The 13,965-nt window shown below is 66.9% G+C and carries 10 protein-coding genes; 5 read left to right on the top strand and 5 right to left on the bottom strand.

Annotation, left to right across the window (positions count from 1 at the left end; translation table 11 throughout):
• Nucleotides 1-65 precede the first annotated feature (65 nt).
• The 5 genes from LLW23_RS11910 to LLW23_RS11890 all read left to right on the top strand — a co-directional run bounded on the left by LLW23_RS11910 (nt 66) and on the right by LLW23_RS11890 (nt 6,124).
• Nucleotides 66-1,205, top strand: coding sequence for a glycoside hydrolase family 43 protein (locus LLW23_RS11910; RefSeq protein WP_408641956.1), 1,140 nt, complete (start codon nt 66-68; stop codon nt 1,203-1,205).
• Entirely contained in the window at nt 1,205-2,653 is a 1,449-nt protein-coding gene (xylB, locus tag LLW23_RS11905; protein ID WP_228945733.1) for a xylulokinase, read from the top strand. Before LLW23_RS11910 ends, xylB begins: the two co-directional genes overlap by 1 nt.
• Complete coding sequence (gene xylA / locus LLW23_RS11900; RefSeq protein ID WP_408641955.1) at nt 2,650-3,960, top strand: xylose isomerase; 1,311 nt, start codon at nt 2,650-2,652, stop codon at nt 3,958-3,960. Before xylB ends, xylA begins: the two co-directional genes overlap by 4 nt.
• A 152-nt stretch (nt 3,961-4,112) precedes the next feature.
• On the top strand, nt 4,113-4,424 hold the full coding sequence (locus LLW23_RS11895; protein WP_228945732.1) for a DUF485 domain-containing protein: 312 nt from the start codon (nt 4,113-4,115) through the stop codon (nt 4,422-4,424).
• Nucleotides 4,421-6,124: a cation acetate symporter gene (locus LLW23_RS11890; RefSeq protein ID WP_228945731.1), complete on the top strand. Its 1,704-nt coding sequence runs from the start codon at nt 4,421-4,423 to the stop codon at nt 6,122-6,124. Before LLW23_RS11895 ends, LLW23_RS11890 begins: the two co-directional genes overlap by 4 nt.
• A 4-nt stretch (nt 6,125-6,128) precedes the next feature.
• Here LLW23_RS11890 and LLW23_RS11885 read toward each other — a convergent pair whose 3' ends face one another.
• From LLW23_RS11885 to LLW23_RS11865, 5 genes are all read right to left on the bottom strand, one after another.
• Nucleotides 6,129-8,693, bottom strand: a complete 2,565-nt coding sequence (locus LLW23_RS11885; protein WP_228945730.1) for a glycoside hydrolase family 9 protein — start codon at nt 8,691-8,693, stop codon at nt 6,129-6,131.
• A 92-nt stretch (nt 8,694-8,785) separates the two neighbouring features.
• Nucleotides 8,786-10,477 (bottom strand): glycoside hydrolase family 43 protein, encoded by a 1,692-nt coding sequence (locus LLW23_RS11880; protein WP_228945729.1) that lies wholly within the window; start codon nt 10,475-10,477, stop codon nt 8,786-8,788.
• 51 nt (nt 10,478-10,528) lie between these two features.
• On the bottom strand, nt 10,529-12,067 hold the full coding sequence (locus LLW23_RS11875; RefSeq protein WP_228945728.1) for a tryptophan halogenase family protein: 1,539 nt from the start codon (nt 12,065-12,067) through the stop codon (nt 10,529-10,531).
• 9 nt (nt 12,068-12,076) lie between these two features.
• A complete protein-coding gene (locus LLW23_RS11870; RefSeq protein WP_228948563.1) occupies nt 12,077-13,108 on the bottom strand; it encodes a cupin-like domain-containing protein in 1,032 nt (343 codons plus the stop codon).
• A 5-nt stretch (nt 13,109-13,113) separates the two neighbouring features.
• Nucleotides 13,114-13,836: a SapC family protein gene (locus LLW23_RS11865; RefSeq protein ID WP_228945727.1), complete on the bottom strand. Its 723-nt coding sequence runs from the start codon at nt 13,834-13,836 to the stop codon at nt 13,114-13,116.
• Nucleotides 13,837-13,965 lie beyond the last annotated feature (129 nt).

Here is a 13,965-nt window from a genome sequence, read left to right as displayed (position 1 = left end):
GGCCGATAGAATGTCGCCCCGGGTCGTCACGCGCTGCGGCCCGCCGGATGAGGATGAGGCAGAAAATGACCGTTCGACGACATTTGTACCTTGGTGCCGCCGCGATTGCGCTGGCGGGTTGCACCACCGCTTCAGCAGACATGCCCCAGGCGAGCGCCGCCGCCCCTTCCGCAACGTCGGCGGCCGAGCCGCGCAGCCCGGACGGCCGCCGGTATCTGTCGCAGCCGCTGGTGCGCGAGATCTACACCGCCGATCCGTCGGCGCATGTCTTCAACGGCAAGATCTACGTCTATCCGAGCCATGACATCGATGTGGCGATCGCCGACGACGATCTGGGCAATCAATATGCGATGCGCGACTATCGCGTCCTGTCGATGGACCGGGTCGGTGGCCCGGTGACGATCGGGCCAGTGGCGCTCGACATGAAGGACGTGCCGTGGGTGTCGCAGCAGATGTGGGCGCCGGATGCCGCCTACAAGAACGGCACCTACTACCTGTACTTCCCCGCGCGCGACAAGGCGAAGGACAAGAACGGGCTGGGCACGTTCCGCATCGGCGTCGCGACGAGCAAGAACCCGATGGGGCCGTTCACCGCCGATCCGGAGCCGATCGCCGGAAGCTATTCGATGGACCCGGCGGTGTTCACCGACGCCGATGGCCAGAGCTACATGTATTTCGGCGGCATCTGGGGCGGGCAGCTTCAGCGCTGGGCGACGGGCACGTTCGACCCCAACGGCAGCGACACCGATCTCGGGCAGAACGACCAGCCTGCGCTATCGGGCAAGGTCGTGCGGATGAACGCCGACATGAAGAGCTTCGCCGAAGCGCCGCGCGACGCGGTGATCCTCGACGAGGCCGGGCAGCCGATCAAGGCCGGCGACCATGACCGCCGTTTCTTCGAGGCATCATGGGTCTTCAAGCGCGGCGGCAAATATTATTACACGTACTCGACCGGTGATACGCACTTCGTGAACTACGCCATCGGCGACACGCCCTATGGCCCGTTCACCTACAAGGGCCATATCCTGAAGCCGGTGCAGGGCTGGACGTCGCACCATTCGATCATCAAGCACGATGGCAAATGGTGGCTGTTCTATGCGGACACGCAATTGTCGAACAAGAACCACCTCCGCAGCGCCAAGGTGACCGAACTCACGTTCAACGCCGACGGCACGATCCCAACCATCGATCCGTTCCGCGACTGATGTTCCTAGGAATCGACATTGGCACCTCCGGGGTGAAGGCGGTGGTTCTCGACGGCGCCGGCGCGGTTGCGGGCCAGGGCACCGCGGCGCTGACGGTGCAGCGGCCGCATCCCTTATGGTCCGAACAGGATCCCGCCGAATGGTGGCGCGCGACCTGCGCCGCGGTTCTGGCGATCGACCCCGGGCTGCGACGATCGGTGCGCGGCGTCGGGCTCGCCGGGCAGATGCACGGCGCGACGCTGCTCGGCGACGACGACAAGCCGCTGCGCCCCGCGATCCTGTGGAACGACGGGCGCAGCTTCGCCGAGGCGGCGGCGATGGAGGAAGCGGTGCCGACGCTCGGCGCGATCTCGGGCAACCTTGCGATGCCCGGCTTCACCGCCCCCAAATTGCTGTGGGTGCGCGATCACGAACCTGACGTGTTCGCGCGCATCCGCACGGTGTTGCTGCCGAAGGATTACGTCCGGCTGGTGATGACCGGCGACAAGGCATCCGACCTGTCCGACAGCGCGGGCACCTTGTGGCTCGATGTCGGTGCGCGCCGATGGAGCGGCACGCTGCTCGATGCCTGCGGGCTGGATGAAGCGCAGATGCCGAGCCTGTTCGAGGGATCGGAGATCACCGGCACGCTGACCGCGGAAGTCGCGGACCTGTGGGGCATGGCGCGCGTGCCTGTCGCTGCCGGGGGTGGCGACAATGCCGCGGGCGCGGTCGGCGTCGGCGTGGTCTCGGACGGTGACGCTTTGCTGTCGCTCGGCACGTCGGGCGTGATCTTCGTCGCGACCCGTGACTTCCGCCCGAACCCCGCGCGCGCGATGCACGCCTTCTGCCACTGCCTGCCAGACCTGTGGCACCAGATGTCAGTCCATCTGTCCGCCGCGTCGTGCATCGACTGGGTGGCGCGGCTGACCGGCGCGAGCGGCGCGGCGGAGCTGTTCGCACGCGCCGAGGCGGCCGGGCCGGCCTGCGGCCCCGAGCTGTTCCTGCCGTATCTGTCGGGCGAGCGGACGCCGCACAACGACGCACAGGTGCGTGGCGCGTTCCTGCGCCTTGACAACGACACCGACGCCGGGCGGCTGGCACAAGCGGTGCTCGAAGGCGTGGCCTTCGCACTGGCCGACGGGCTCGATTCGCTCAGCGATGCGGGCACGCGCGTCGAGCGACTGTCGGTCATCGGCGGCGGCGCACGATCGAGCTATTGGGGGCGGGTCATCTCGGCCGCGATGGAAGTGCCGCTCGTCTACCTGCACGGCGGCGAGGTCGGCCCAGCGCTTGGCGCGGCGCGGCTTGCGCAACTCGCCGTCGACGGTGGGTCGCCAGCCGACGTCTGCATCGCCCCGCCGATCGCGCACATCGTCGACCCTGATCCTGCCCTCGTCTCGCGCCTTGCCGAGAAAAAAGCAGCTTTCCGCGACGCTTATCCCCGCATCACCCCAAGGAACCAATGATGGCCGATTTCTTCGCTGACATCCCCCAGATCAAATATGAAGGGCCGGATAGCACCAACGAGCTCGCCTACCGCTTCTACGACAAGGACCGGGTGGTCCTGGGCAAGCGGATGGAAGATCATCTTCGCTTCGCCGCGTGCTTCTGGCACACCTTCTGTTGGCCGGGCTCGGACGTGTTCGGCGGCGGCACGTTCGACCGCCCGTGGCTGAAGGGCGCGAACGACAGCGCCGCTGCCGCGATGAAGCGCGAGGTTGCGTTCGACTTCTTCAGCAAGCTCGACATCCCCTTCTACTGCTTCCACGACGTCGATGTTTCCGCCGAGGCACATAACATCAGCGAGCATCGCCGGTTCTTTGCGGAAGCGGTCGATCATCTGGAGCAGTTGCAGACCTCGTCGGGGCGCAAGCTGTTGTGGGGCACTGCCAATCTGTTCAGCCATCCGCGCTTCGCGGCCGGCGGCGCGACGAACCCCGATCCCGAAGTGTTCGCCTTCGCCGCGGTGCAGGTGCGCGACGCGCTCGAGGCGACGCATCGCCTCGGCGGCGCCAATTACGTGCTGTGGGGCGGACGCGAAGGCTATGAGACGCTGCACAACACCGACATGAAGCGCGAGCTCGACAATCTCGGCCGGTTCCTGACCCTGGTGGTGGAGCACAAGCACAAGATCGGCTTCGACGGCACCATCCTGATCGAGCCGAAGCCGCACGAGCCGACCAAGCACCAATATGATTTCGACACCGCGACGGTGTACGGCTTCCTCAAGCGCTATGGGCTCGAGAACGAGGTGCGCGTCAACATCGAGGCGAACCACGCGACGCTCTCCGGCCACACGTTCGAGCATGAAATCGCGACAGCGGGCGCGCTGGGGATCTTCGGATCGATCGACGCCAACCGCGGCGATCCGCAGAACGGGTGGGATACCGATCAATTCCCCAACTCGGTCGAGGAACTGACACTGGCGATGCTCGAGTTCGTCCGCGCCGGCGGCTTCACCACCGGCGGGTTCAATTTCGACGCCAAGGTGCGCCGCCAGAGCATCGATCCGGCCGACCTGTTCCATGGCCATATCGGCGGGATCGACGTTACCGCACGCGGGCTGCTGAACGCCGCCGCGATCATCGAGGACGGCCGTGTCGATGCGATCAAGGCGGAGCGCTATGCCGGCTGGACGGGGCCGTTCGGCAGCGAGATCGCGGATCTCGACCTGGCCGGCATCGCCGATCTCGCGATCGAGCGTGACCTCGATCCGCAGCCGCGATCCGGCCAGCAGGAGCGGATCGAGAACCTGATCAACCGTTTCATCTGACGCTTTCCCCCCTGGGCCGCTCCCTTTGCACGGGGGAGCGGCTCCGTTTTGGGGCCGCACCAGCATCATCGCTGCAATCCACCCTTCGGAGCGCGCCTTGCGTGCGCGGCCGATTGCCGCATGATCGCGTCGTCGAAAATCAGGGGGGTGGGATGTCCGAGGATGAAGCGGCGCAGATCGCGCGCGACCCGCGCTACCAAGCGCTCGTGCGTCGCCGCGGGCGGTTCACCTGGGCGCTGACCGCCGTCATGCTCGCGGCCTACCTCAGCTTCATCCTGCTCATCGCCTTCGACAAGCCGTTCCTGGCGCGGCCGATCGCCGACGGGAGTGTGACGTCGCTTGGCATCGTGATCGGCTTCGGCGTGATCCTGCTCGCGATCGCACTGACCGGCCTGTACGTACGGCAGGCGAACCGCGAGTATGACGCGCTGGTCTCCGGCCTTCTGGCCGACCACGGCAAATGAAGCGTTTTCCCGAGGCGCTCATCGGGCTGGCCGCGCTCCTGGCGCCGGCGCTCGCCAGCGCGGACGCGATCGGCGGCGAGGCGGCACGGCAGCCGACCAACTGGACGGCAATCGCGATGTTCGGCGCGTTCGCGATTTCCACGCTGCTCATCACGCGCTGGGCAGCGCGGCGTACCCGCACGGTCGCGCAATTCTACACCGGCGGGGGCATTACCGGCTTCCAGAACGGGCTGGCGATCGCGGGCGATTATATGTCCGCCGCGTCGTTCCTGGGCATCTCGGCGCAGATCTTCACCGATGGCTATGACGGGCTGATCTATTCGATCGGCTTCCTCGTCGGATGGCCGATCATCCTGTTCCTGATGGCCGAGCGGTTGCGCAATCTGGGGCGCTACACCTTCGCGGACGTCGCCTCGTTCCGCTTCGCGCAAGCGCCGGTCCGCACCTTCGCGACGCTCAGCACGCTGATCGTGGTGCTGTTCTACCTGATCGCGCAGATGGTCGGCGCGGGGCAGCTGATCCGGCTGCTGTTCGGCCTGCCCTACAGCTATGCGGTGGTGATCGTCGGCGTGCTGATGACGCTGTACGTGCTGTTCGGCGGCATGACGGCGACGACGTGGGTGCAGATCATCAAGGCAGTGCTGCTGCTCGGCAGCGCGACGTTCATGGCGCTGGCGGTGATGGCGCAGTTCGGCTTTTCGCCCGAGGCGCTGTTCGCGCGCGCAGTGGCGGTCAAGACGATGCTGGCGGGAGACGCGGGGGCATCCCCGGCGGACGCGGCAAGCGCCGGGCGATCGATCATGGGGCCGGGCAATTTCATCCGCGATCCGGTGTCGGCCATATCGTTCGGCATGGCGCTGATGTTCGGAACCGCGGGGCTGCCGCACATCTTGATGCGCTTCTTCACCGTGCCCGACGCGCGGCAGGCGCGAAGCTCGGTGCTGTGGGCGACGGGGTGGATCGGGTATTTCTACCTGCTGACCTTCATCATCGGCTTCGGCGCGATCGTGCTGGTCGCGACCGAGCCGCGCTATATCGACGCGGCGGGCGGGCTCGTCGGTGGGGGCAACATGGCGGCGATCCACCTCGCGCACGCGGTCGGCGGCGATCTCTTCCTCGGCTTCATCTCGGCGGTGGCGTTCGCGACCATCCTGGCGGTGGTCGCCGGGCTGACGCTCGCCGGGGCGTCAGCAGTGTCGCACGACCTTTATGCGACGGTGTTGCGGCGCGGCGAGGCGGACGGGGCGGCGGAGCTACGCGTGTCGCGGCGCACCGTGCTCGTTCTCGCCGCTGCCGCCATCTTGCTGGGTATCGCGTTCGAGAAGCAGAATGTCGCCTTCATGGTGAGCCTGGCCTTTGCGGTCGCGGCATCGAGCAACTTTCCGGTACTGCTGCTGTCGCTGCTGTGGGGCGGATGCACCACGCGCGGCGTCGTCGCGGGTGGCAGCGTCGGCCTCGTGCTGGCGCTGACGCTCACCGTCCTGTCACCGACGGTGTGGGTCGCGATCCTGGGCAATTCGGTGGCGATCTTTCCCTATTCGTCACCCGCGATCTTCTCGATCCCCGCGGCGTTCTTCACGATCTGGCTGGTGTCGGTGCTCGACCACGGGCCGCGGGCGCGCATCGATCGCGCGGGATATGCCGCGCAGCGCGTCCGGGCCGAGACGGGCATCGGCGCGGACGGGGGCGTCAGCCACTAGGCCCTCACTTCGCAGGCCGCCGGTATAGCTGGTCGGCGGCAAGCGCCAGGAACATGTAATGGGTCGCGCCGCCGCCCATCACATATTCGGTCTGCTGCCAGAAATAGGGCCACACCTTCAGTTCGGGCAGATTGGGGCGGATCAGGTTCGTGCCTGAGATCACGCCACCGGGGATGTAGCTCCAATCGGCGCGGTTGAGGCCATAAGCGGTGGTCGCCGAGCGCGCGCCGACTCCGGAGACGAAGCTGGCGGTGTTCTCGCCCGGATGGACGCCGAGCACGAAGTTGAGCGCGTTGATGTAGCTGTCGGTGCTCGTCACCGTCGGCCAGCCCTTGTGGAAGAAATATTGCCGGACGCCGCGCTCCTGGATCTGCCAGCCCGCGCCCCAGATCTCGGGCTTGTACGGCACGCCATACGGCGAATCGGTCCGCGCATCGGTGGCGACCTTGGCCTGATAGGTCGTGACTGCCTTCGCCAGGCGGTCACGGAAACCGGCCGGGAGCTGGCGCTGGACCGAGTGGAGCATCCAGCCCGATTTCTCGATGTCGGCGAGGATCGCGGGCTCGAGCGCGGCGAGCTGGTCGGCATAGGTGCGCTCGCCGGTGGCCTGGAGGAGCTCGGCCAGCGCGAAGACGCGTGGCGCGAGGTTCTTGCCGCGCCCCGCGGCCTTGGCCGTCAAGTCACGCGCAGCGGCTAGCGCCTCGGCAGCGAGCCCGGGATTGCTCGCCTTGAGCACGCGCGCCGCCGCCGCCAGCCCGGCAGCGGTGTCGAGTTCGCGATCGGGGTTGTCCTCGGTGAACACCCAGCGATCGTCGGCGGTGATGGGGGTGCCGTTTGCGTCGACGCCGAGTTCCTCGCCGCCGCGGCCGGGGATGTTGTCGGTAACGTTCACCGTGTCGCCGAGCAGCACATATTGCCGCAGCGACGGGGTGATCACGCCGCGGTACAGCCGGCCCATCGCGCGGTAGCCGCCCAGGACGGTGAGCAGGCCATGTTCGATCTGCTGGATCGCATCGTTCTTGCCATCGGGATCGCGGATCTCGACCAGCTTACGCGCCTGATCGATGCGCGTCGCGTCGTAATCGAGGCCGAACTCCTCGACCATCTTCGACAGGATCCACACCTCGCCGATCTGCGATTCGACCCGCAGATCATCGTCGCCGGCATCGTGCCAGCCGCCGGCGTCGAGCCCCGGCACCGACTCGCCGGGCTTGAACCGCGTCAGCGTCGAACCGGCTTGCGCATAGCCGTCGAAGTGATTGAGGTTGAGCGGCGCCATGCGCGCATCGTCGAGATGATCGCGGCCATGCCAGACGCGGTATTTCTCGCGCACCAGCATGTGGCACATCTGGACCGGCAGGAAATATTCGAGCGTCGGTTGCCACGCGTGGCGCGCATAGACCTGCGCGTCGATACGGAAGGCGTGCGACAATTGGCCGCGATAGCCGACCTGGTACATGCCCGGCTGCGTCACGCTGCTGAAATCGAACTGGAGGTAGCGGTAGCGCAGGAAATCGCCCCACGCCGTCGGCACCGCGCCCATGACTTCGCGACGGCCTTCGGGCGTCAGGCGAAAGAGCTGCGCGGTGGCGTCGACCGGATCGGCGGGATCGAGCTCGATCACCGCGCGCTTGGGCTGGGTGGGCGCATAGCCGATCTGCGACACCTGGATCACCGGCTGATAGCGCCAGTTCGCCACGACGTTGGGCGTGACTACCCACTCGACCGCGCCGCGCGTCGCGCCGGCCGCGACCGCCTGGCGGACGATGTACCAGCCATTGTTGTGCGCGGAGCGGCCGTCGAGCAGTTCGAGCTCGCCGTTGCGGCTTTCGATCCGCAGCCGCTGGCGATCCTCTTCGGGCGCGACGACGAGCGTGCGACCGCGCGCCAGTGGCCGTGCGAGTGGCTGGCCGTTGGGCGATTGCACCGGGCCGTTGGCCTGCGCGTTGCGGGGAACGGGGAGACCCGCCTCCCCCGCCCGATCGACCGGGCCGTTCGGCTGACGCGGGAAGATGCCGGTCTGCGCGTCGAGCGTCCACGCCTTGCCGAACAGCGGCGTCGGGAACAGTTCGAGGTTGAAGCCGATCCGGCCGACCCGATCGCGCGGGATGGGGCGATCGAGATCGACCGAGATGCGGAAGCTGTTCCCCTCCGCCGGGGTGACGCGGATGCGGTAATCGAGCTTCAGCTCGGGATAAAAGATCGGGTTGAAGCCGCGCCCGTTCTTGGTCTCGTCGGGATAGGTGAGCGCCTGCGTGATGGTGCCGCTCGCCGGATCGATCACGCGCTTGCCCGCCGACGCGGGCATGGGCGACCACTGGCCGGGCTCCGGCTCGAGCCGAAGATCGCCATTGGCGGCGACGCGCGTGCCGTGCTGGATGATCGTGACACCGGTCTGGTGCCCGTCGGGATAGATATCGTCGAACACGATCACGTCGAGCCCGGCGACCGTCAAATATCCCTTCGGGCTGAGCTTCAGGCGTGTCTCGTCGGGGGTAGCCCCCAACAGCAGCAGCAACGGCAGCGCCGCCGCCAACCGACCAAATGCGCGGACCTTCATCGCGGCCATGTCCCCTCCCCATGTGCGCTTGAGGTAGCGCTATCACTGAGCGGGTTTTGGCATGCGGCCAGCCAGCGTCAAGCCGTACCAGTCACAAAGACTTAGCTGCCCGCGGCGGGCGCATAAGCGTACATGCCCATCGTCGCGCCGACGAACCCGCCGGCCACTTGTGTGCTCAGCAGCTTTCCGTCGGCGTTGGTCAGCAGCGGCGTCCATCCGGTCGCCCCCGTGCCGTAGTGGAAGTCGTAGGACGCGCCGCGCGCGGTGATGCGCAGCCGGATTGGCTTGGTGCTGCTTAGCGGGGCGCTCGCCAGGACGACGCCGTCCTTCGGGTCGGTGGCGCTCGCCCGCCGTTCGACGCGGATCAACCTCCGCCCGCCTTCGTTCACCACGCCGACGAAGTAATAATGAGCATCGTCCTGATAGACGACGAGCCCGGCCTTCGCGCCGGGCGTACCCGCGTCGAAGCTCACCTGCGTCGAAGCGGCCGCGTTCATGTGCTGCTGACGGCGCGCGATGAAGCTCGGCTGGAGCGGCTCGCCGATCCGCTCGGCGCGCGGCGTGATTTCCAAGGCGCCGTCGGCGAACCGGTACCAGCGCGACTTGGGCGCGCGCACCATCAGCCAATACGGCGCGAGCGCCGGCGTAGCGAACTCCTCCCGAACCCCAAACACGCCATTCGTCGGCACCGCCGCGGTCGGCGCGCGCGGCAGATCGGGGCGGCGATGGATGTAGGGGATCGACTGGCCGGGCTCGGTGATGATCGGCCAGCCGTCCTTCCACCGCACGGGCAGCAGGAAGGTTTCGCGCCCAGTGTTGTACAGGTCGCCCGCATAGGGCCGCACCGCCAGGAAGGTCGCCCACCAATCGCCCTTCGGCGTGGTGAACAGCGCCGCGTGGCCCGCCGAGGTGATCGGGTTCGGGCGATCCGCGGGAAGATCGCGCTGCGTCAGGATCGGGCGCGGATAGGCAGTCCACGGGCCCTCCGGCCGGTCGCCGCGATAGACCACTTCGGAATGATCGACCGCCGTGCCGCCCTCGGCGGTGATCAAATAATATTTGCCTTCGTGGCGGAAGATGTGCGGGCCCTCCGCCCAGATCGGCTTCTTGGTGATGTCGACGCCGCCGTTCACGATCATCGTTGCCGGGCCGGTGGTGCGGAGCGTCTTCAGATCGAAGCGCCGGATCCAGATCGCGCGATGGCCCTCGTAGAGCGGCTTGCCCTCGGGCGCGTCGTTGTTGAGTAGCCACGCCGAGCCGTCCGCCTCGATGAACAGCGACGGATCGATCCCGCCGACGTCCTTGATCCAGACCGGATCGGACCACGGCCCCGCTGGATCCTTTGCGGTCAGCACGTAATTGCCGCCGCAGTCGACGCAGGTGTTCACGAGGTAGAAGACGCCGGCATGGTGGTTCAGCGCCGGGGCGAAGACGCCGCGCGACAGGCCGATGCCGTCGAAGTTGAGCTGGCCCGGCCGATCGATGGCGTTGCCGATCTGCGTCCAATTCACCAGATCGCGGCTGCGGTGAATCGGCAGGCCGGGGAAGTAGGAGAAGGTCGACGTGACAAGGTAGAAATACTCGCCGACGCGGATCGTATGCGGATCGGGATAGAAGCCCGCCATGATCGGATTGGCGTATTCATCCGCCTTGGGGGCGGGACGCTGATGCACGGGATCGGCGCCCTGATAGTCAAACCAGTCGAAGCGCGCCGGAGCGTCACGCCTGGGTTCGGCCGCGCCGAGCAAGGTCACCGCGCCGGAGAGAGCCGCGAGCGTACGTGCGAACTTCATGGTCCATATTCCTGTTCGAGCCCCGAGCGAACCGCTCGGGCCACGGGCACGTCAGCCGTTGATGGAGATCGGCGTCCTGACGCGTAGTCTCGCTCCGCTTTCGGCTGCGGCTACGGGGGCGCAATAGCTGTCCAGGAACGCTTGATGCGTCGGCATGTGCGCGAGCTGCACGGCAATCCGCGCCTTGATATCACCCAGCGACTTGCCGAGCTGCCCGGGCGGCATCATCCGCGCGACGTGGTGATATTGCTCGGGCTCCAGCCGTTGGCCGAGCATCACCTGTAGCCACGAATCGACCCGGAAGAGGTCACTGGCGGATTGATAGGCATGCGCGCCGCCGCGGAAGAGATCGATCCGCGCCGCGAGACTATCGGGAATCTCCATCTCGCGCATGCGCTGCCAGAACGGCTCGGGGCGCTCGTTCAGGTGATAGTGCAGGATGATGAAATCCCGCACGCGTTCTAGCTCGTCGCGCGATTGATCGTTGAAGCGATCGACCAGCGCAGGATCGATCCCCTCGAACGGGAATAGCTGGAGCAGGCGCGTGACGCCGATCATGATCAGGTGGATGCTGGTCGATTCGAGCGGCTCGACGAACCCGCTCGCGAGGCTCAGCGCAACGCAATTGCCGATCCATGCCCGCCGCCGGCGACCGGTGCGGAAGCGGATCAGCCGCGGGTCGAACAGCGGCTCACCCTCGACGCCGGCCAGCAAGCGCGCGCGCGCCTCGTGCTCCGACAGATACTCGCTGCTGTAGACCAGGCCGTTGCCGACGCGGTGCTGCAGCGGGATCTGCCAGCGCCAGCCGGCATCGTGTGCGATCGCCCGGGTGTAGGGGACGGCCGGGCCGACCGCGGTCGTCTGCACCGCGAGCGCGCTGTCAGTGGGTAACCAGTGCCCCCAATCCTCGTAGCCGGCGCCGAGCGTCTGTTCGATCAGGAGCCCGCGGAAGCCGGTGCAATCGATGAACAGATCGCCTTCGACGCGCGCGCCCGATTCCATCACGAGCGCGGCGATGTTTCCGCTTTCGGCGTCGCGGTCGACGCTGGCGATCTTGCCCTCGATCCGATTGAGCCCGCGCGCCTCGCATAGCTTGCGGAGGAATTGCGCATATTGGCTGGCATCGAGGTGATAGGCATAGTTGAGCCCGCCATCGTCCCCCGTGGTGAACCGGTCCGCGCGGGCCGCCTCATGCTCGAGGCAATAGTCGCCAAGCTCGCCGGCCTGCCCTTGCGCGCGCGCCTCGAGCCAGAAATGCTGGAAATCGGCCATCCAGGTGGATTTGCCGACCGTGCCGAACGAATGGATGTACCGGTCGCCGTCGCGTGCCCAATTCTCGAACGATATGCCGAGTTTGAACGTCGCCTTCGTTGCGCGCAGGAACTCACGCTCGTCGACGCCGATCAGGGCATGGAAGGAGCGGACGGTGGGGATCGTCGATTCGCCAACGCCGACCGTGCCGATCTCTTCGGATTCGATCAGCACGATATCGAGCAGATGGCCGAGTTGCCGGGTGAGCGCCGCCGCCGCCAGCCATCCGGCCGTACCACCGCCCGCGATCACCACCCGCTTGATCCGTTGCTCGCCCATGCTGGCCCCTTATCGATTGATGCGCTGGAGAACCTGCGCGCGCAGCCGCCGCGCCGCGATCGCGTCGAGCGGTGCGAGCGGGCCACGGGCGGGTTCGGGCAAATGCTCGGCCGCCTGATCCGCCCTGCCGAACACATAATAGTCGAACATCGCACGCCAGGCCTGCTTCTCGTGATCGGGTCGATCGCGGAGCGACAGCAGCCCGTGGAGCAGCGTGTTCATCGGCGTATCCATGAACCGCGGCACCGCGTTCCACCAATAATTGACCATCACGTTGAACGCGTCGAGCGCCTCGACATTGTGCCACCACAAGGCCGGGTAGAACAGCAGGTCACCCGGCTCGAGATCGGCGATCTCCGCGTGGCCCGCGGCCTCGGCGAAACCGGGATAGCGCTGGAGATCGGGCGCGCGCAGGTCGACCATGCTGACCACTTGCCCGCCCGGCGTCGGCTCGAGCGGGCCGGGATAGAGGTTCGCGACCTGTTCGGGCGGGAACAGGGTGAACCGGCGTCGGCCGACCAGGCAGCAGGCCAGGTTGTTCGACATGTCGTAATGCGTCGCGGCGGTCGTGCGGTTGCCGATCCAGATGCTGACGACCGGAGGATTTTCGACGAGCACCGGATCGCCGAAGTCCAGCGCCGCCTGGGCGCGGAGGCCGGGCAGATACTGATCGATATCGGTCGATCCGATATAGGTGGACGGCGCATCGGGATCGCCGATGCTGGCGAGCAGCTGATCGAGATAGCCCGACAGCGAGCCACGCTCCCGCGCGAAGTTGAGCGTGGTGCAATCGTCGCCATAGCCGAAGCGGCCGCCGATCGCAGGATCGCCGATATAGGCCGTGACCGCGCGGCCGCCGTCGAATTGCTTGAGCCAAGCGATCGCCGCGGCTGGGCCTTCGCGCCCGGCGGCGACCAGCGGCACGTCGCGCGCGATACCGCGCAGGATCGCCGGGCGACCGTCGGCGATCAGATCGGCCACCGACAGGCTGCCGGCGTCCGCGCCCTCGATCACACGCGTGCGGCGGGTGATGGCGGGCATCGCGGTCAAGCGGTTGCGTCCAACAGCGCTCGCTTACGCGCGATCAGCAGTTGGACATTGCCCAACGACGCCAGCGCCAGCGTGGCGAGCCGCAGTAGGCCCGACCGGTGCAGTCGCTCCAGCGGCTCTCCGCTGAGCGCGGCGAGCCGTTCGACGTCCACGACGAGCACGTCGGGCACGGTATACCGCCGATCCTCGCTGACATCGATGGTGAGCGCGACTGGCGTGAGAAGGTTGGCGTCGTCGAGCGCCGCATAAACGGCCGGCGCGCTGCCCATTTCCGCGTACAGCAGCCGCAGAACGCCGGACATATGATCGAGATACGGCGCATTGCCGCCATGTTCGAGGAACAGGGGCAGACCATCACTGTCGCCGACGCGCGGATCGTCGAGGTCGACGTGGATCATCGGATCGCCGGTAGGCTCGCCTGCCGCGGGACGCGTCATGCCGATCGAGAAGGGACCGCGCCGGTGGCTGGCGGGGGTGTAGCGGCTCGTCCAGCGGTCGTCCGCCAAGAACAAATTCTCGTCACGGTCCAGCCCGAGCAACGCAAAGGCTTGAAGCTGTGTCTCGCGACGGCGGAAGACGATCGCAAACTCGCGCTGCAATTCCTCGAACTCGGCGGGGAACACGAGCGCCTGATTGACGGCGTCACCAAATTCGCCGCCGGCCAGTGGCTTCACGCGCAGATCAGCATGGTCGACATTGTTGATCTGTACGGGGTTCATCCGCTCCGTTCCTGTTGTTGCCGAGGTTTAGCAGCGCGATAGCGACGACAAAAGAAAAAGCCGCCGCACAGCGCGCGGCGGCCTTCTTTCCTGGTTCGAGCGGGAGTGGGGCTGACCCCACTCCCGACT

The organism is Sphingomonas radiodurans (genome assembly GCF_020866845.1).
Lineage (GTDB): Bacteria > Pseudomonadota > Alphaproteobacteria > Sphingomonadales > Sphingomonadaceae > Sphingomonas > Sphingomonas radiodurans.
Note: the sequence above shows the minus strand (reverse complement) of the source record. Positions and strands in the feature narration are given on the sequence as shown.